At 41.2% G+C, this 19,669-nt stretch carries 16 protein-coding genes; 2 read left to right on the top strand and 14 right to left on the bottom strand.

Going from position 1 to position 19,669, the window contains the following annotated elements; translation table 11 throughout:
• Positions 1-9: 9 nt before the first annotated feature.
• Positions 10-954, bottom strand: a complete 945-nt coding sequence (gene spoVK / locus MOJ78_RS10340; RefSeq protein WP_304981096.1) for a stage V sporulation protein K — start codon at positions 952-954, stop codon at positions 10-12.
• A 185-nt stretch (positions 955-1,139) separates the two neighbouring features.
• Between spoVK and MOJ78_RS10335 the strand changes: the two genes are divergently transcribed.
• A complete protein-coding gene (locus MOJ78_RS10335; RefSeq protein WP_304981095.1) occupies positions 1,140-2,633 on the top strand; it encodes an LVIVD repeat-containing protein in 1,494 nt (497 codons plus the stop codon).
• A 78-nt stretch (positions 2,634-2,711) separates the two neighbouring features.
• On the opposite strand, the gene MOJ78_RS10330 is transcribed toward MOJ78_RS10335, so the two are convergent.
• The 5 genes from MOJ78_RS10330 to MOJ78_RS10310 form a co-directional block, all read right to left on the bottom strand.
• Positions 2,712-4,123 (bottom strand): IS1182 family transposase gene (locus tag MOJ78_RS10330; RefSeq protein WP_370529791.1). Its coding sequence is split into 2 segments (ribosomal slippage): positions 2,712-3,556 and positions 3,556-4,123, totalling 1,413 coding nucleotides; the frame shifts between segments, so codons are not numbered across the junction.
• Positions 4,124-4,315: 192 nt separating this feature from the next.
• Positions 4,316-5,035: a trehalose operon repressor gene (treR, locus tag MOJ78_RS10325; RefSeq protein WP_304981093.1), complete on the bottom strand. Its 720-nt coding sequence runs from the start codon at positions 5,033-5,035 to the stop codon at positions 4,316-4,318.
• Between the two features lie 23 nt (positions 5,036-5,058).
• Positions 5,059-6,738: an alpha,alpha-phosphotrehalase gene (gene treC / locus MOJ78_RS10320; protein WP_304981231.1), complete on the bottom strand. Its 1,680-nt coding sequence runs from the start codon at positions 6,736-6,738 to the stop codon at positions 5,059-5,061.
• 88 nt (positions 6,739-6,826) lie between these two features.
• A complete protein-coding gene (gene treP, locus MOJ78_RS10315; RefSeq protein WP_304981092.1) occupies positions 6,827-8,239 on the bottom strand; it encodes a PTS system trehalose-specific EIIBC component in 1,413 nt (470 codons plus the stop codon).
• Between the two features lie 253 nt (positions 8,240-8,492).
• Entirely contained in the window at positions 8,493-9,047 is a 555-nt protein-coding gene (locus MOJ78_RS10310) for a YhcN/YlaJ family sporulation lipoprotein (RefSeq protein ID WP_304981091.1), read from the bottom strand.
• 108 nt (positions 9,048-9,155) lie between these two features.
• Between MOJ78_RS10310 and MOJ78_RS10305 the strand changes: the two genes are divergently transcribed.
• Complete coding sequence (locus tag MOJ78_RS10305) at positions 9,156-10,112, top strand: tyrosine-type recombinase/integrase (protein WP_304981090.1); 957 nt, start codon at positions 9,156-9,158, stop codon at positions 10,110-10,112.
• Between the two features lie 174 nt (positions 10,113-10,286).
• Here MOJ78_RS10305 and hfq read toward each other — a convergent pair whose 3' ends face one another.
• From hfq to miaB, 8 genes are all read right to left on the bottom strand, one after another.
• Positions 10,287-10,523, bottom strand: coding sequence for an RNA chaperone Hfq (gene hfq, locus MOJ78_RS10300; RefSeq protein WP_304981089.1), 237 nt, complete (start codon positions 10,521-10,523; stop codon positions 10,287-10,289).
• 41 nt (positions 10,524-10,564) lie between these two features.
• Positions 10,565-11,488, bottom strand: coding sequence for a tRNA (adenosine(37)-N6)-dimethylallyltransferase MiaA (gene miaA / locus MOJ78_RS10295; RefSeq protein ID WP_304981088.1), 924 nt, complete (start codon positions 11,486-11,488; stop codon positions 10,565-10,567).
• 155 nt (positions 11,489-11,643) lie between these two features.
• Positions 11,644-13,509 (bottom strand): DNA mismatch repair endonuclease MutL, encoded by a 1,866-nt coding sequence (mutL, locus tag MOJ78_RS10290; protein ID WP_304981087.1) that lies wholly within the window; start codon positions 13,507-13,509, stop codon positions 11,644-11,646.
• Complete coding sequence (gene mutS, locus MOJ78_RS10285; protein ID WP_304981086.1) at positions 13,488-16,124, bottom strand: DNA mismatch repair protein MutS; 2,637 nt, start codon at positions 16,122-16,124, stop codon at positions 13,488-13,490. The genes mutL and mutS overlap by 22 nt, the downstream gene beginning before the upstream one ends.
• Before the next feature lie 346 nt (positions 16,125-16,470).
• A complete protein-coding gene (locus MOJ78_RS10280) occupies positions 16,471-17,040 on the bottom strand; it encodes an outer spore coat protein CotE (RefSeq protein ID WP_304981085.1) in 570 nt (189 codons plus the stop codon).
• 249 nt (positions 17,041-17,289) lie between these two features.
• Positions 17,290-17,430, bottom strand: coding sequence for a hypothetical protein (locus tag MOJ78_RS10275; protein ID WP_304981084.1), 141 nt, complete (start codon positions 17,428-17,430; stop codon positions 17,290-17,292).
• 221 nt (positions 17,431-17,651) lie between these two features.
• The gene (locus MOJ78_RS10270) at positions 17,652-18,071 is read right to left on the bottom strand and encodes a YlbF/YmcA family competence regulator (protein ID WP_304981083.1); all 420 of its coding nucleotides are present in this window, start codon (positions 18,069-18,071) and stop codon (positions 17,652-17,654) included.
• On the bottom strand, positions 18,071-19,591 hold the full coding sequence (gene miaB, locus MOJ78_RS10265; protein WP_304981082.1) for a tRNA (N6-isopentenyl adenosine(37)-C2)-methylthiotransferase MiaB: 1,521 nt from the start codon (positions 19,589-19,591) through the stop codon (positions 18,071-18,073). Before miaB ends, MOJ78_RS10270 begins: the two co-directional genes overlap by 1 nt.
• Positions 19,592-19,669 lie beyond the last annotated feature (78 nt).

Raw genomic sequence — 19,669 nt, 5'->3', positions numbered from 1 at the left:
TACATCTTATCAAATTCGGGATTGTTCTGCTAGGTGAAGGTCTTTCTCGGTAATCATCATTAAATATTCCTTATCTTCTTTACCTTCTTTTAAAAGCCTCATCGATTGCTTTCTCATTGATTTTTCCAGCAGGTTACGAATATATCGTCCATTGGAAAATGTTCCGCCCTCCTTGGAAACGGTTTGAATCAAATGATTACGCAACTTCCGTTCAGCATCATAGGATAATTTGTATTCACGTTCCTTCGTCATTTGTTTAGCGATCTCCATCAGCTGGTCGACCGTATAATCCGGAAACGAAACGACTACAGGGAAACGAGATGGTAAACCCGGGTTCAGTGTGAGAAAATGATCCATCTCATTCGAGTAGCCTGCTAGAATCAGGATAAAGTCGTTCTGCTGGTCCTCCATAGCTTTTACAAGGGTGTCGATGGCTTCTTTGCCGAAATCCTTTTCTCCGCCTCGTGCGAGTGAATAGGCTTCATCGACAAATAAGATTCCACCAACTGCTTTTTTTATAAGTTCACGAGTTTTTTGTGCAGTATGACCAATGTATTCTCCTACAAGATCCGCTCTCTCAGCTTCTATGATATGACCTTTTGATAGGACGTTCATATCATGGAAAAGCTTCCCGATCATTCTTGCTACTGTCGTCTTCCCTGTTCCTGGATTGCCTTTGAACATCATGTGAAGCACTTGTTTTCCAGTTTTCAACTGTACCGTTTCCCGGCATTTATTAATATATAGCCATGCATAAATCTCATTGATCAGCTCTTTTAATTCCTCCATGCCGACAAGTTTTTTCAGTTCTTTTTGTATATTTTTAAGTGGAATATGTTTTTCCTTCTGTTCTACATCTGTATACCAGTCGTCTTTTGGAATAGATGAGGAGGAGCTATTACCGAGCACGACATTGATTTGTGTTTTTGAATTACGACTGATCGTCTGTTGCAAGACCCTTCACCTCACATTGAGATTGTTGTGTATTATACGCCGACCGCCCAAAAGTGTGACAAATGCCTAATTGCCAAAAACGATATGGTAGTTTGTTTGTATTATAAAATTCATACTTTCGCACAGTAGGAACCATGTATTTTTTGTTGAAAGGTAGGATTAAAGGATACTAAGGAGGTCACACAGTGAAAAAATTTCGATCATCAACTTTTATCATTGCCTTGTTGGTCATTTTGTTAACAAGTACCTTACCAAGTAAAGCTGCGGTCGAAACAATTGAGGGAATTGATGTCCCTGTCGTATCGAGTGACAATGTTGAACTGGTTGGCAACTTTCCAAACGCAACCATAATTTCTGCTGTTTTTTCCAGTGAGAAACCGTATATGTATGCAAACACGTTGACAGGAGTTACGATATATGACATCTCTGATCCTACCAAACCCGTCCCAGTAGGAAAACTCGCCAGTGCCCATTTCGAAAATGAAGACGCCACGTTCGGTGAGCGTAAGGATGGCACGAAATTTATGCTGATTGCCTATGATCCAATTGGGGTAACACCTGCCTACGAAGATAAAAGTGTTTCGACCGGTAACGAAATAGTGGTTGTCGATGTTTCTGATCCAACTAATCCTCATGTTGTATCACGTGTGGAAACAACAACGCGAACCCATACAGCCACTTGTGTAAATAAAGAGTGTACTTACGCTTACACTTCAGGAAGCACAGACGAGGAAGACAGCCCTGCATTCTCCATTATCAACCTAGTAGACCCTTCCAATGCCTATGAAGCGAAAGTGTACCCGAGTTCAGTCGGCACAACCGGACATGACTGGCAGATTGATTCATCCGGAGTCGCATGGCTTACGGGGTTACAAGGGACGGTCGCTTATGATATTTCTGATCCATTAAATCCCGTAGTACTTAATTCTACTGATGAAAGAGCTCTAAACGGAACAGAATGGAATTCATTCATTCACCATAACACGCTACGTCCAAATGGAGATGAATTTAAATCCCGTGGGGAAGGTCAAATGGAGTCTAATGAAAGTCTAGAACGAACCGCTGATCAAATTCGCCCCGGTGAAGTGCTGATGGTCACTGAAGAAGATTATCTACATCCGGGTACATGTGAAAATGAAGGATCGTTCCAGACTTGGCAAGTCCAACGGCTTAACAAAAGTATAGCAGGATCTGATAAATCTCAAATTCAACCTGGTACTGGAACCATTGAACCATTAGATTCGTGGAACACTAAAATCTTAAATACCGATGTCGATACCCCGGCTGGTCTGATTTGTTCGGCTCACTATTCTTCGTATCACCAGGATGGTTTTGTAGCGATCGGCTTCTACCAACAAGGTGCCCGAATTCTTGATGTTCGCGACCCGACTGATATCAAACAAGTTGGGTACTGGTTCATGGGGATCCAGGAAGTCTGGGGAGCTCAGTGGATACCGGAACGTGATGAAAACGGCCGTGTAACTGGGGATGTGTCCAATTTGGTCTATACCTATGACCCAACAAGAGGATTGGACATTCTTAGAGTCACACTCCCAGAAGAGTCACCTGCACACACAGACTCAATCACCGCACCGATTTCCACGGATATGATTCAGGTCCCGGCGACAGAACTCTCTGAAGCATTACAGGAAAAAATGTCCCACACGCATACCCATTAGTTGATTTAGAAAATACAAAAAGCGCCTATATAGGCGCTGCTTGTAGAGAAACCCTATGTTTTTTCTCTACAGGCTTTTTTATTTGGATAAATTTCTCTTAGAAAATGAGTTGTTTTTTGAAAAAAGACTCCCACACACCCATCCTAACCGGGCTAGGTGTGTGGCAATCTTTTTCATATTCTGACACGCTGCGGTGAGTAATACTTGCTCACTCACATTTTCTATTCCCCTCAACCTACAGTAGCGAAGCCCATGCAGTTCTTTTGAATCTGCGAAGCTTCGCTCAACTTTCTCTTTTCTAAATTTATAAAGCTGCTTACCTGATTTGGATAACCGGTTTAATCGAACTTTTTCTTTGTGCTCTTCCCATACGTGCCGAGTAACAACCTTTTGGTGATTTTTTGATCGTGTACATTGATCAAGTAGAGGACACTCCTTACACTTCTGAGAATCAGATTTATACTCTCGATACCCTCCACGTGTTGTTGTTCGATACGTTAAGACTTCACCATTCGGGCAAATATATTGATCGTTCTCGGACTGATATGTAAATTTCCATTTTGGGAAAAGACTTTTCGTTGGCTGGTATCTTCGATGAGCGATGACTCCAAAGATCAATCGGTCTGATATTCCTTTACAAATCGGGTTGGTTAGATAACCTGAGTCCAATGCGACAGCTTCTACTTGAAAGTCAAAGCGTTCCCTTTGACGATCTAAGCGTGATAGATAAGGAACTGAGTCATGAACATTTCCAGGAGTGACAAAGGCATCCGTAATAATGTTGAACTTCATATCTGTCGTACGATGATCAAGGTAACAGAACATCTCCTGCTTATGATCTCGGGACATGAACCCACAATCCGGATCGGTTGTACTTTTTCGAATTTCTTTGGTCTTTTTCACCTCCTTCCGTTCCTTTAGAGCTTTTTTCCGTTCTTGTTCCGGTCCTCTTCGATCGCTTGATCTAAGTCTTCAATGTAGTCACGGGTTTCTACTTCAACGGTTTCTTTCGTGAATTTATGTTTATTGGCATCCGCCTTTAAATGGGTGGAGTCTGTGAACAGGGCTCTGCCTCCAACCATTCGATGGCTCGTGGCTTGAAGAACAATTTCATCAAAGATTTCTTGAAAGATATCCGTTCCTTTAAATCGTGTACGGCGATTCCAACTAATCGTAGAGTGATGAGGAACAGAATCAGATAGACGTAATCCAAGAAACCAACGATAGGCAATGTTCATTTGAATTTCTTTTTCAAGTTGTCTCTCGGAGCGAATTCCGTAAAAATAGCCAATAAACATCATCTTGAAAAGTACGAGAGGATCAAGAGAAGGACGTCCGTTATCTTCTGAATAGTAAGGTCGAACTCGATCAAGGATGAAGGAAAAATCGATGTATTGATCAATCTTTCTGAGAAGATGATCTTGAGGAACGAGGTCTTCAATGGATACAAATTCAACTTCATTTTGAGTCGCGCTTCTTGTATGGAACAATCGTACCACCGCCTTTATTTATTACCTCTATTATAACATATTAACGCGGTAATTTATTAAAGTTCAGGAAACTAAATCAGGCTGTCGAGAGACTTTCTCGACAGCCTGAGCGCCTATATAGGCGCTTTTTTCGTTCCACTCCATAAAATCGGGGATTGAATCTGTTGATGAAATCGTCCATCTTGTCAGCGATCATGAATGGGATCTTCGTGCAAAATCGACAAATCGGAATTTGTCTAGTCGATGTCTTGATTCCGTATATTGAAAGAGACGTGCGTCTTCAAGGTAAACAAAGTTTTTGACCAAAACGAGCTGTTCATAATCTTTGAGGTCCAACCTCATTTTGTCTGTTTCAGAAGCCCGTTCCACTGTGATTTCCTTTTTTGCAAAGCTAATTGGCAGTTGCAATTCACCTTCAAGATATTCATAAATCGAACGTTCACAAATTTCTTGAGTTAACGTTGGAACGATACTCTCAAGGAAAAAATCCTGGTCTAAAATGATTCGCTCTCCTTCGATTTCCCTCGTACGTACGACCTTCCAAACCTTCTCATCGGATTGGATGTTCAGCTGCCGTCGAAGGAATGAATCAGGATCGATTAAAACCACCTCGTGCACTTCTGTCGATACTTCTTTCCCCATCTTGTTCGCCAATTCTTTAAAGCTGACAAGTCCGGAAACTGGAAAATTGAACTTCCCTACATCTAAGACAATTGACCCTTTCCCTTTCACCTTCTGAATGTAGCCATTTTGAGCAAGTAAATTAAGCGCTTTTCTAGCCGTTTCTCGTGACGTTGAATATAGCTCGGTCAGTTCGTGCTCTGAAGGCAGCTTAGTATCTGGCACATATGTTCCATTTTCAATTTTTTCTTGTAACTCCGTATAGATTGATATGAACTTGTTTTGTTTCAATTTGTATCACCACTAATAGTTTATCACTTCTTCTTAAGGTGATAAACGATAGATTCGTATGGTCTTAATTGTATGCTTTGAAAGTCCTTAGTTGAATCTCCATAATTAGAAAGCAAGATTTCCGATCCGTAACCCGAGACTTGTACAGTATCCGGTAATTGAAAGGATACCTCGTCTGCATAAAAATTATTAACGACAAGGAGTTTTTCGTCTTCTCCATTACGAACGTAAGCGAAGACTTTCGGGTCATCTTCCAGCAAAAGTTGATAATCCCCTGTTGTAATTACATCGTGTGATTTTCGCAAGTCGATTAGTCTTTGATAATGGTGAAAAATTGAATCTGGTTCCATCACAGCTTTTACTGCATTCACTTCATCGAAATTATTTGCCACATCAATCCAAGGTTCTCCTGTTGTAAAACCTGCATGTTCGCTATCTGTCCATTGCATCGGTGTTCTTGAGTTATCCCTCGACTTTTGTTTTAAAATATCGATGATTTCTTCTTCTGACATCCCTTGTTTTTTCAAATCTTTAAAAGCATTGACCGATTCAACATCCCGATACGAGGAAAGCTGATCAAAGTTCGGGTTGGTCATCCCAAATTCCTCGCCTTGATAAATGTAAGGAGTCCCTTGCATCATATGGATGGTGGTAGCGAGCATTTTAGCAGACTCTGAATGATATTTGCCTTCGTCCCCAAATCTCGAAACAATCCTCGGCTGGTCATGATTGCACCAGAACAGTGCATTCCATCCGTTTCCTTCATGCATTTTCACTTGCCAGTCAGATAGGATTTGCTTCAGTTTTATAAAGTCAAAATCAGCTTTCGTCCACTTTTCACCATTCGGATAGTCCACCTTCAAGTGATGGAAGTTAAAGGTCATATCGAGTTCTCCGCGATCTGGGTTCGTGTACTTGATACAATGGTCTACCGTCGTAGAGGACATTTCACCTACTGTCATCACATTGAACTTTAAAAAAACATTTTCATTCATCCCATGGATGAACTCGTGGATTCGAGGTCCATCCGTATAAAATTTACGGCCATCTCCAGGCGGCACAGAATAGTCGTCATCCGGGAACTGCTGGTTTTTCGATAGTAAATTCACGACATCGAGCCGGAAGCCATCGACACCTTTATTGAACCAGTACGTCATCATTTCATAGATGTTGTTTCTTAACTTTTCGTTTTCCCAGTTCAAATCTGCTTGGGTTACGTCGTATAAATGAAGGTAATATTCACCCGATTTGCCGTCATACTGCCAGGCGGACCCGCCGAATTTCGATTTCCAGTTCGTAGGCGGCTCTCCATCTTTACCTTCTTTCCAAATATAAAAGTCACGAAATTCACTGTTCGGATCGTTCAATGCTTCTTTAAACCAACGATGCTCCGTCGATGTATGATTGACGACAATATCCATGATCACCTTAATCCCGCGTTGGTGTGATTCAGATATTAACCGCTCAAAATCCTCCATCGTTCCATATTCTTCATGAATTTTGTAATAATCACGGATATCATAGCCATTATCCCGTTGCGGAGAATCGTAAATCGGTGTTAGCCAAATCACGTCCACGCCAAGTGTTTTTATATAATCAAGCTTTTGGATGATCCCTTCAATATCACCTACGCCTGAGCCAGTCGTGTCATTAAAGCTCTTCGGATAGATTTGATAAACGACTGACTTTCTCCACCATTCCATCAACTTAAGTCAACTCCTTTAAATTCATGATGTTCTTCTCTTAGGATGTAAGGCATCTCACAATGTGAGATGCCTGTTTATTTGAATCTTATTTGATCTTTTTGACCTTTGCGTAGAAATATGTGAGAGCGAAAGGCACTACAATTACAATCGCCATACCGGTGAAGAATGCTCCCCAGAACTCGTCCTTAATCGATAAGAATCCAGGTATACCACCGATGCCAATCGAAAATGCCGTTACATGATTAAGTGCGAGGATCAAACCTGCAATCGCTGAGCCAAGCATCGCGAAGACAAACGGATACTTGAACCGGATGTTTACTCCAAACATCGCTGGCTCAGTGATACCGAGGTACGCAGAAAGAGCTGATGTACCCGATAGGCCTTTCAGCTTTTCGTCTCTTGTTGCAAACATCATCGCAAGTGCAGATGAACCTTGTGCAATGTTTGATAAGGCGAGCATCGGCCATAGAAATGTTCCGCCTGTACTCGAAATCAATTGAAGATCGACAGCTAGGAAGGTATGGTGCATTCCTGTTATAACAAGTAGTGAATACAAACCACCGTACACAATTCCACCTAGTGCTGCAAAGTTTTCAAAGATTCCTACAAATAAATCAGTAATCACATTCCCGATTGCAAACGTAATTGGGCCGATTACTATAAATGCTAGGAATCCAGTAATCAGTAACGTTATCGGTGCAACGACCAATAATTTTATGGAATCTGGAATTCGTTTGTTTAAAAATTGCTCAATTCTCGCTAATACATAAGAGGCTACCAGAACAGGGAGGACCTGACCTTGATACCCAACCTTTTCAATGGTTAATCCGAAGAGATTCCATGCTGGGATTTCTCCTTTTTTAAGCGCATCACCATACGCCCACGCGTTCAATAAATCTGGGTGGACGAGCATTAATCCGAGAACTATACCGAGTAATGGGTTACCGCCGAATCGTTTTACTGCGGACCAACCGATTAACGCAGGTAAAAAGACGAATGCGGTATTTGCGATCAAGTTGATAATACTTGCTAGATCTGCCCATTGTTTATGCACTTGCACAATTGACTTTTCATCATAAAAAATACCTTCACCGACAAGTACGTTATTCAATCCCATCAAGAGACCAGCAGTAACAATTGCTGGCAGGATCGGAATGAAGATGTCTGCTAAGACTTTGACCGCTCGTTGTAACGGATTCAGCTTGTCCTTTGCAGCTTCCTTGACATCTTCCTTCGATGCTTCACCGATACCGGTTTCTTCGACCATCTTTTTATACACTTCATCAACAGTTCCTTGGCCGATTACGACCTGGAACTGACCATTTGTAGAAAAGGAACCTTTTACGATATCAATAGATTCTAATTTCTCCTTATCTACTTTTCCCTCATCGTTTAATGCAAGACGCAGGCGTGTAACACAATGTGTTGCCGTATTGATATTGTCACGTCCACCGAGCGCTTCCACAATCATTAGAACTGTTTCACGACTAATACTCATGATGTACTCCTCCCAGTGAGTGGAAAACGGTTACATACTTTTTCAAAAAAATTTATATACCGCTTTCATTTTCATCTTGTATATACATGTTTGTTTCTTCCGTTAGTATAATCTTGTATATACAAGATTGTCAAATGAAAAAATAAATTCCAGTTGGTTGAGTCTTCGACGGAGAAGTATCATAACGGATTCAGCACAGTATAATATTTTAAACAATAAAAAATGACCCATTCTTTCTCGGGTCACTTCTCAACTATGGCGTTTCTTTAATTCGTTCCTGTTGTAATTCTTCTTCTGATGGCAGTGCATCATTGCTTGGATAATTATCATTCGGTTTAATCTGGCTGATCATGACACCAAGGTTGTTATATATATTTGCTTTAAGTCCACCTTCATTGATTTCATCGCCCCATTTTTTCAGCTTATTCAAATGTGTCGGATCAGTCGTCACAACCGCATTGGCACCGCGACTATGAGTATTTACCTTCTTATATATATTTTCAATCGTTTTTTCCTTGTCATAGCCGGATTGAATTTTCGCCCCGATAACGGAATATATGCCGGATACGATCGATCGTGCATACTCCACACCTTCAACCTGTTCTGTCAATTGCACAAGATCTTTGGCACTTGCCGCTTCTCCTGAATTCTTTAGCACGATTGGTGAAGAATTTAATCCGTTTTTATTCGTTTTAAAATTTTGTTCCGTCGGGTTTGTATAATTTTCCTGTCCAGGGTCCGCTTGATCCCAATTACAGGCTGATATAATACTGAATACGAACAGAATCACGGCTACTTTCTTGATCATCATGTCCACCTCAACACTCTTTTTTTATATCGTTTGATGAATGGAGTTCTGTTATACACTAAAATGCAAATCGAACATGCTATAATGAGCCTAAAGGTGGTGAGTGTGATGAAAACCGAAGAAAAGCCACAGCATGCAATCGAATTTATCATTTTTTTGGAGAAAAGAGGTAAACGTCCAGCTACCGTTAAACGGTACCGATATGATCTCGAAGATTTCCTCGCTTGGATAAGGGTAAATGAACTTACATACATAGATGGCAGAGTTTATACATCAGAGTTTGTTCAATCCTATTTTGATTATCTTGCTCATGAACGGGAGTACTCTTTTCGTACTATAAAACGTGTTTATAGTGTACTTAAGCAGTATTATCATTACCTGACTGATCAACGTGTTATTCCTGAAAATCCGTTAAATGGGATTAAGATCAATGTGTTGGAGAAGGAATATTTTACGGAGGACATGTTTGTAACAGAAGGGGAAACAGCTCAACTACTCGAAACCATGTCATCTGAAAAAGGATTGACCGAGAACCAGCTCAAAGCACATCCTTACTTGGCTCCAAGAAACGTCTCAATTATCAGCCTAATGCTCAACTACGGATTGTCGTTGCAGGATATTGTATCAATGGATATTCGACATGTTTCTTTTATACAAAAACAGATCGTCGTTCGAAGTTCAAATGGCCAATTGGACCGTCATATTGACATTGACGGAGAAATAGCCAACGGTTTGTACAGATACTACCAACTAATTCCAGAAGCAGTTCGTCCTGCACAATACCATTCTGACCCGCTATTTGTAGCTTTTGACTTTCAGCGATTGACGTACCGATGGAGTTATGAAGAAGACAGGCCGAAGCGTTTAACAGAAATCGCGATTCAAAAAATGATCAGACAAGAGGTAGAAAGGTCTGGACTGCGAAAAGGAATTTCAGGGCAGCATTTTCGAAGGACTGCCATCCTTAAAGCAATTCAATCCGAAGAAAAACCTGAGACGATTCAACAACGTTTTGGACTTAAAACACCACTGACCTTAAATCGTTTTTACGAATACTTAAACTAATAGAAAAACACCAAAAAAGCTGACCCTGAATTTATGTTTCTCCACCCTGAAATTGTGGCGAAGTTACTGTTCTTAGGGTCAGCCTTATTTTTTTCCTTTTTCAATGGAACTTACTTTTCCTTCTAATGAAGAAGGTCCGTTAAAGAAGTTAAGATACCCACGAGTTCATTTCGATTATCCGTTATTGTTCTCGGAGGTGAATTCAACTGATCGCTGCGGTGTAAATGTGGAAATAGCGTGCTTGTAGATCAATTGTTGCTTTCCATCCGATTCCAGTACAACGGTAAAATTATCGAATCCTTTTACTAGACCCTTTAGCTGGAACCCATTCAAAAGGTATACCGTTACAAATACATTTTCTTTGCGAAGAGTGTTCAGAAATTGGTCTTGGATATTAATGGATTGCTTCATATGTACAGGCCTCCTAAATAAACGTTCATACATTAATTCGATTAAAGACTGAGCTTTCCTGCCACAAATCGTAAAATTGATGGAATTTTTTCATCAGGTGTTGTTGTCATATCAAACCACTCAACATCCAATTGATGTCTAAACCATGTCAATTGTCGTTTTGCATACCTTCTGGAGTTCCGTTTCAGTGTCTCGATCGCTTTTTCACGCGAATAGCCTCCATCAAAATATCGGTAGATTTCCTTATACCCAATTGCTTGAACAGATTGCGTATTTTGAATGTTTGCCTCGTACAGTTTTTTCACCTCGTCAAACAATCCCTCCTCGACCATTAAATCAACCCGATGATTGATTCGTTCATAAAGTAGGTCTCGTTCCATCGTCAAGCCAACAAGAGCGAGATTGAATGGAGATTCCGGTTCGTGTTTACTTGAAAATGCACTCCCTGTCATTTGAAAAATCTCAAGCGCTCGAATGACTCGTCGAGTATTATTCGGATGAATCTGTTTAGCACGTTCAGAATCGACTTTTGTTAAACGGTCATGCAACGCATCCGCACCACAGTCATCCACATACTTTTCAAGCTCTTCACGATAGTCAGGATTTCGTGGTGTTTCATCAAACTGATAATTATGCGCAACTGCACGGACATATAAACCTGTTCCCCCAACCATGATCGGTAAATGGTTGCGACCATGAATTTCGTCGATCACTTCGTTAGCATCATGCTGGTATTCGGCTACCGAATATTCTTCGTCTGGCATGCAAATATCAAATAAATGATGTGGAATCCCTTCCATTTCATCGGGCTTTATTTTTGCGGTACCTATGTCCATTTCTCGATAAATTTGCATCGAATCACAGTTGACGATTTCACCAGCGAACGTTTTTGCAAGTTCAATACTTGTTTTCGTTTTCCCGACCGCCGTCGGACCAACAACCGCTACAAGAGTAGGTTTTGTCATGCTATGCCTCCACCCATCTGTTACAAATAAATGTTCAAAAAAAATGACAAGGTCGAACTGACTAATATGCTGCGCCTGCGGTTACTCAGCGCAAAACCGCATTGAAGCATTCCATATCTGTAGTCTTGTTAGCCTCAGGACTTTTTGAACATCCTTTACATCACTCGCTTAAACATCTTCTCCATCTCATACTTCGTATACTGAACGATGATCGGTCTGCCATGCGGACATGTAAATGGATCACTTGCTTCTCTTAATGAGTCGATCAACGTGATCATCTCATCATGTCGTAAATGGCGATTTGCTTTAATGGAACCCTTACAGGACATCATAATCGCTGCTTCTTCTCGTAACTTTTTTATGTCTGTTTTTTGGTTCTGTAAAACCTGATCAATGATTTCCTGTATCGTCCTCTGCTCTTCGCCGTTTGGAAACCATTGGGGATGTGAGCGGACGATGAACGCATTCGTTCCAAACGATTCTAAAAAGATCCCGACTAAGGCGAATTCCTCGAGATGAGAACGAATGATCATTGTTTCAGTGTGAGTGAATTCAAACGTGATCGGTACGAGCAACTCCTGAACTTCATGCTTCACCTCAGCAACCTTCTCACGATAAAATTCATATTTGATCCGCTCCTGAGCTGCATGCTGGTCAATAATGTACATCCCGATATCGTTTTGTGCAACGATGTACGTTCCATGAACCTGCCCAACCGGATACATCGGTGGTACCCTTTTAGTCATCGGGGCATTCTCATGACTTTCTTCTGATTCAGGTAAGCCAACATCGCCAGTAGAGATGTTTTCATTGAGTTCACCAAGCTCATCAAAAGATTCACTTTTTGGTGAATCATGATCGTCGGATTTAAAAACCTCTGAAAAGATTCGCGCTTTCTCTCTTACAAACTCGTTTTGATTCGATCGAGTTAATTTTTCTTTTTGAGGTGTTCCATTTTCAAACTCAAAGGTGTGCTGTTCGGAATTCGGCTTTATCGTTTTTTCGTGAGAAGCACTCGAAACGTTCGGAATCAACTCTGTTTGGCCTAAAGTTTCCCGGATGCCGTCCTCAATCGCTTTTGCTAGCTCCTTCTCCTTGCTGAATCTTGCTTCAAGCTTTGCAGGATGCACATTAACATCAACGAGAATCGGATCGAGTTCAATAGATAGAACGACGATTGGATATCTACCGATCGGGAGCAAGGTATGGTACGCTTGTTCGATCGCTTTATAGACGGTGTAATTTTTTATATACCGCCCATTGATGAACAGTGATATGTATTGCCTTGAGGAACGGGTGATTTCTGGTTTAACAGCAAAGCCGGAAACGGTATAATCAAGTGTTTTATTTTTGACTTGAAGCATTTTTTTAGCTACCGATAATCCGTAGATGGCTGCTATCACTTGCTGGATATCCCCGTTCCCAGGTGTCCTTAGTACCGATTTTCCATTATGCTTCAAATGAAATCCAACATCCGGATGTCCCATAGCCAACCGGTTGATGACATCAGTTATATTCCCTAACTCAGTATGGACGGTTTTAAGATGTTTTAACCTTGCTGGCGTGTTATGGAACAATTGAGAAACCGTAATATCCGTTCCTTTCCTGCTATCCGCTTTCGATTCAGTCATTACCTTCCCGTATTGGATCTCGAGGTAATTGCCTGGACCACTTCCTGTACTCGTTTTGACTTCAACCTTTGCCACAGAAGCGATACTCGGTAATGCTTCCCCACGAAACCCGAGTGTGCGGATGTGGAACAGATCATTTTCCTGTTGAATTTTACTCGTAGCATGGCGTTGAAACGCAAGCTTCAGGTCATTACTATCGATTCCCTCCCCGTTATCTGTTATTCGGAGTCGGGACAACCCACCTTCATCTACCTCGATATCGATACGTGTACTACTTGCATCAATTGAGTTTTCAACGAGTTCTTTTACAACAGAAGCAGGTCGTTCGACCACTTCACCGGCAGCAATTTTATTGGATAAAAGATCGTCTAACTGTTTGATCTTACCCATTTCGATTCCTCCCGTTTATCTTTTTTGAGTGTCATTTGTAATTCATACAGTGCATTCATCGCTTCTAAAGGGGTCATCGTCAATAGTTCAAGTTCCTTCAGATGTGATAGGACAGCATTTTGATCCTTGCCTTTTTGTTGACGGGGTTTGGATTCAGCCTCATGTTCGAATAAAGACAATTGATTGGAAGGTTCATTCACCACTTCATTTCTCGTTGCTGGATCGCTCGAATCGTCAGACTGTTTCGCTTCAAATAAACCGAGAAGCTCGTTCGCTCGATCGATTAATCTAGATGGCAGGTGAGCTAACTGAGCGACATGAATTCCATAGCTCTTATCTGCCTTCCCGTCTTCAACCCGGTGTAGGAAAACAACCTTTCCATCCTCTTCAACCGCTTTTACGTGGACGTTTTGCAAGCGCTCCAAACTGTCTTCCAGTACAGTCAATTCATGATAGTGTGTAGAAAATAACGTCTTTGCTCCAATTTGCTCGTGGATATACTCGACGATCGATTGCGCTAATGAAATTCCATCATAAGTAGATGTTCCCCGGCCTATTTCATCAAGTAACAACAAGCTTTTATCGGTTGCATGAGATAAGGCATATTCGGTTTCCATCATCTCAACCATGAACGTGCTTTGGCCGCCAGCAAGATCATCCGCAGCTCCGATTCTGGTGAAAATCTGATCGAATATCGGAAGAGTTGCTTTCTCGGCAGGTACATAACAGCCCACTTGGAGTAGAATTGAGGACAGGGCGACCTGTCGCATGTACGTGCTTTTTCCTGCCATATTCGGACCCGTTATAAGTATGACTTCACGCTCATCATTCATATAGACATCATTCGATACGTAATCCTGGCGATTCATCATTTTCTCCACGACAGGATGACGGCCTGAAACGATGTGAAGAGTACCATCTTCTGAAAGCTGCGGTTTACAAAATTGTCCTTCTTCACTCACGACTGCGAAGCTTTGTAATACGTCAATCTCACTTAATTGTTTTGCTAGAAGCTGAAGCTTAGGAATATATTCTTTTACCTTTTCACGGATTGTAAGGAACAATTCATATTCCAGCTCAACCGACTTTTCTTCCGCCTCTAAAATGATCGACTCTTTTTCCTTCAATTCAGGAGTAATAAAACGTTCAGCATTTGCTAACGTTTGTTTTCGTTCATACCGTTCTTCGTCGATCAAATGAAGATTACTTCTGGTACATTCGATATAATAGCCGAATATCCGATTATAGCCGATTTTCAAGGATCGAATACCAGTTCTTTCTTTTTCCTTCTGTTCAAGTGAGGCGATCCATGATTTTCCGTTCACACTGGCATCTCGATAAGCATCCAAGCCTTCATGATAGCCATCTTTTATAATATTTCCATCCTTGATTGTTAGCGGTGCATCCTCATGAATGGCACGTTCAAGCAAACCAGCCAGCTCCTGGCAAGGATCCATTTTACCCGACCGTTCCACTAATCCGGTATGATCCATATCGAGAAGGATATCCTTGACTTGGGGAACTTTTTGTAATGACCGTTTAAGTTGATGGAGATCACGGGCATTTACGTTGCCGTAGGAAACCTTACCTGCCAACCGCTCAAGGTCATATACTTCTAAAAGCTGTTCCCGAATTTCTTCTCTTTTGAAAAATTGCTGCATGAACGCTTCAACAATTTCGAGCCGTTCCTCAATCTGAGCTTGTTGTACCAATGGTCGTTCAATCCACTGCTTTAGTAGCCGACCGCCCATTGCTGTCACCGTCTTGTCCAACAACCATAGTAAAGAACCCTTTTTCTGCTTTTGACGTAACGTCTCGACCAATTCAAGGTTCCGCTTCGAGTTTGGATCGATTTTCATATGTCCAGATCGGTCGACATAGCTAAAGCGTTGAAGATGATCAAGCGAACGTTTTTGGGTCCTAACCAAATAAGAAACAAGTCGCTCTGCACTTTCTCTAATTTCCGGTACATCAAGATGCTCACTGATTGTATGTAATGGTTCTGGTATTTCGATATCGTCTTCTATAGACACTGTCAAATGAAATTGATCCCTAAGCATTACACGTGATTCGGAATCAACATTACTCGGAACAATGACCTCTTTGGCACCGACCGATTGGATTTGGAGGCAAACACCTTTCCAATCTTCGTCTAACAGCGTTATTGAGCATTCCCCTGTCGATAAGTCACACGTCGCGAACCCATAACGATTTTCAAAAGGAGTTACAGAAGCGATAAAATTATTCGCTTTTTCATCGAGCATGCTTCCTTCCATAACGGTGCCGGGTGTAATGATTTGCACGACGTCCCGTTTTACTACCCCTTTGGCTGTTTTCGGATCCTCTACCTGCTCGCATATCGCAACTTTAAAACCTTTTCCAATTAACTGTGCGATGTAATTTTTTGATGAATGGTGAGGAACGCCACACATCGGTATCCGGTTTCCCTTGCCGCCATCTCTGCTCGTCAGTGTAATTTCAAGCTCTTTAGATGCCTCTAATGCATCGTCGAAAAAGAGTTCATAAAAGTCTCCAAGACGAAAAAATAAAAAGGCATCTTGATAGTCTGCCTTAATAGTTAAATACTGCTGGATCATTGGAGTGTATTCAGCCATGTCAACCCTCCGTCATATACGTAATCTACACCCCATTATAGCATATTCTTAGAAAAGCGTAAGCGCCCTGCTTAGCCTCGTAGGTCAATGGAAGACCGACGAGGAGGCATCAAACCAACCAAAATACAGATTGGATCTGCGTGGGTCAATTCCCGATGTAAATCAGTGTGTCGACCGCCGCAGGAGCTCTGAAGTGATCCGGGAGGTTGGGCGCTGAAGCTGGACAGACCATCTATACGTCAGAAGCTTTTTCACTTCATGAAAAATAAAAAGGATTGACTCAAAAATCAGGTGTCAGGCACCTCCATCCTGCGGAGAGCCAGACCCTTATGAGTCAACCCTTTCTTTACTCCTCCAAATCCCCTAGGAGGAAGTTAGGATCAAGATCTTCAAACTCTTCATCATCTACTTCGTCTTCCCATTCATCTTCTTCAATATCATCTTCCTCTATGCCTTCAGGATTGACATAGACCCAAACCTTCGTTTCTCCGATAACCTCTGCAAGGAATTCACGCTCGACCTGTACGAGTACTTTGTTTCCGTTCGGTGAGATTGTCGCTTCTAATGTATTTGGTTCCTGCAATGCTCTTGCATTGACTTCTAGATGAGTTCCTAATGACTTCTCATCCTTTTTGGACAGATTACAGCAATCTTTATAGCGGACTGTTTCCGTTACGACTTCTGTCTTTGTATTGTTATTGTAGGAATACCAAACATTGATATCATAGCTTCCTTCAACATCGACCGCATCCCCGTTATCTAACGCATTATACTTGTGATTAATAATCCAGCAGCCTAATATGCTAGACGGTTTATGTGCAGGAGTAATCGTATGTGTAGCCTGTGAAAACTTTCGACCCTTGCCGCAAACTGCTTTAGTTATGATCTCTCTGTAACTGAAATCGTTTTTGGCCATGTAACTAAATCCCTCCTCTTCCAATCTTCAATTCATCCTATGCAGGGCGAATGACTAGTGTGCTAAAAATTTTATAACTCGTTCATAATGTCCCGTTAGTTCAGTCTATGAGGATTTCAAGAAAATATTGTTCATTTTTTTGTTTTTTATAAAATAACTGGAAAGGTCTTGTACAGGGACATTAGCGCGGTTGAACAGCATTAAAAAACCACCAATAATGGTGGTTGACGCGACAATCATTACAAGTCATTATTTTTTGTCTTTGTTTCTGCTGATAGGTGGAACGTTATTTAAAATAGGGGCAATATCTACCGTAGCATCATTTCTTTTTCCAAAATACTCATTGATCCTTTTATTTGCGTATTCAGCTTCACCTTTTTTATCCTTCATTGCTCGCATAACCTCCTTTGGTTTGTAACTTAACCTAAAAATCGGAAAGATATGTCCTAAGTATAATAGGAAGGAGAATTACAAAAAGTAAAAACAAAAATACTAAAATTATGGGCTGCAATGGTTACTGGTTAAAGAATAGAAATAGCTCAGTTCACATTGAACTGAGCCTAGTAAACACATGCTTTTTAAAGGATAAACTGAGTTTCATAAACTTCTTTTTATAATCGATTATGCTTTACAGCAGATCCGGTGAGACCCTTCAACTGATCTCCATCAGTAGATTCGATGATTTCATCGGTAACGGTGTTTGAAATCGTGCTCGTAACAAGCTGTAACAAATCATTTACGTCGGTTTGTGATTGTTTGAATTCCTGAACGATCGGAATCGAATCGACCTCAGCATGAAGTGCCTCCAGCTTTGCTTCTACCTTTTGCAGTGCCTCATGCTTTTGGTAATGTTGTAAGTTGACTGCCTCTTGTTGATAAATTTTGATTTTGCTGATCAGCTTTTGCACCTTATCATTTTCATTGATTTTCGATTCAGCTCTCTTGAAGAAATCAACTTCTTCAGTAGATGCAATCATTTTAGCAAGTTCTTCTGCCTTTTCAATAACTTCTTTTCTAGACTTCTCTGCCATTATCGACTCACCTCTGCGGTTTCGACGAGTTCGCCGCCCATGCTCCACGTTTTAGGATCCGTGATTTGAACGTTGACGAGCTCACCGATTAATGATTTAGGTCCATGGAAATGGACGACCTTATTCGTGCGTGTATGTCCTGTAAGAACATCTGGATTTTTCTTGCTTTCTCCTTCAACGAGTACTTCGACAACTTCACCCTTAAGAGCAAGATTTTTCTTTAAGAAAATCTCGTTCATCACATCATTCAACCGATGCAGGCGCTCTTTTTTCACTTCCATTGGAACGTTATCCTTCATCTTCGCTGCAGGTGTTCCTTCTCGAGGTGAATAAATGAACGTAAACGCCATGTCATACTCCACTTCTTTTACAAGAGACAACGTTTCTTCAAACTGTTCTTCTGTTTCATTCGGAAATCCAACAATAATATCCGTTGTAAAAACAGCGTTCGGGATCTTTTTCTTGATTTTATCGACGAGCTTCATATAGTGTTCACGTGAATATTTACGCGCCATCAGTTTCAATACCTCAGAACTACCATGTTGAACTGGTAAATGAATGTGTTCGACAAGGTTACCGCCTTTCGCGAGCACATCAATCAAATGATCGTCAAAATCACGAGGGTGACTGGTCGTGAAACGTACCCGAGGGATATCGATTTTCCGGATTTCATCCATTAAATCGCCAAGGCCATAGTCCACACCTTCAAGGTCTTTCCCATATGCATTCACATTTTGACCGAGTAAGGTGATTTCTTTATAGCCATTTCTCGCTAAATGACGGACTTCTTCAATAATATCCTCTGGATGTCGGCTACGCTCTTTTCCACGTGTATAAGGAACGATACAATACGTACAAAATTTGTCGCAGCCGTACATGATGTTAACCCAGCCCTTGATATTTCCTTTTCGGGCACGTGGAAGATTTTCAACGATATCGCCTTCCTTCGACCATACCTCGATGACCATCTCTTTACCGAAAATCGCATTCTTAATAAGGTGCGGAAGCCGGTGGATGTTATGCGTACCGAAAATCAAATCGATATGCTGATGCTTTTGTAAAATTTTATTGACGACAGACTCTTCTTGGGACATACATCCACAAACCCCAACGATGACACCCGGTTTTTCAAGTTTAAGCGGCTTCAAATGCCCGATTTCACCAAACACTTTGTTTTCAGCATTTTCGCGAATCGCACATGTATTTAATAGAATGATATCTGCTTCTTCTGTAACAGAAGTCGACTCAAAGCCCATATCTGACAGGATACCGGCCATTACTTCTGTATCATGCTCATTCATTTGACAGCCGTAAGTACGGATCATGAATTTCTTCCCTTTTCCTAATCCGTTCATGTCCTCAGGAATGGTAAAATCTTTATGGAATTGGACCTTCTCTTTACCACGACGCTTAGCATCCTTTAAAGAAGGCGGTTGATAGGTTGTTTGAAAGTATTTTGAGTAATCTTTTTCCTCAGATTTCTGATTCGGAGTTTCGATTACAGGAAATTCTTTTTTCATCGTGTTCACTCCTTACTACCTTTTACATCTATTTAAAATTGATTTTCATTTAGGCATATAACTCTAACAGTATAACAA

The sequence above is a fragment of the Alkalihalobacillus sp. AL-G genome, assembly GCF_030643805.1.
In the GTDB taxonomy this organism is placed as follows: Bacteria; Bacillota; Bacilli; order Bacillales; family Fictibacillaceae; genus Pseudalkalibacillus.
This window is presented reverse-complemented; position numbering and strand designations above follow the sequence as displayed.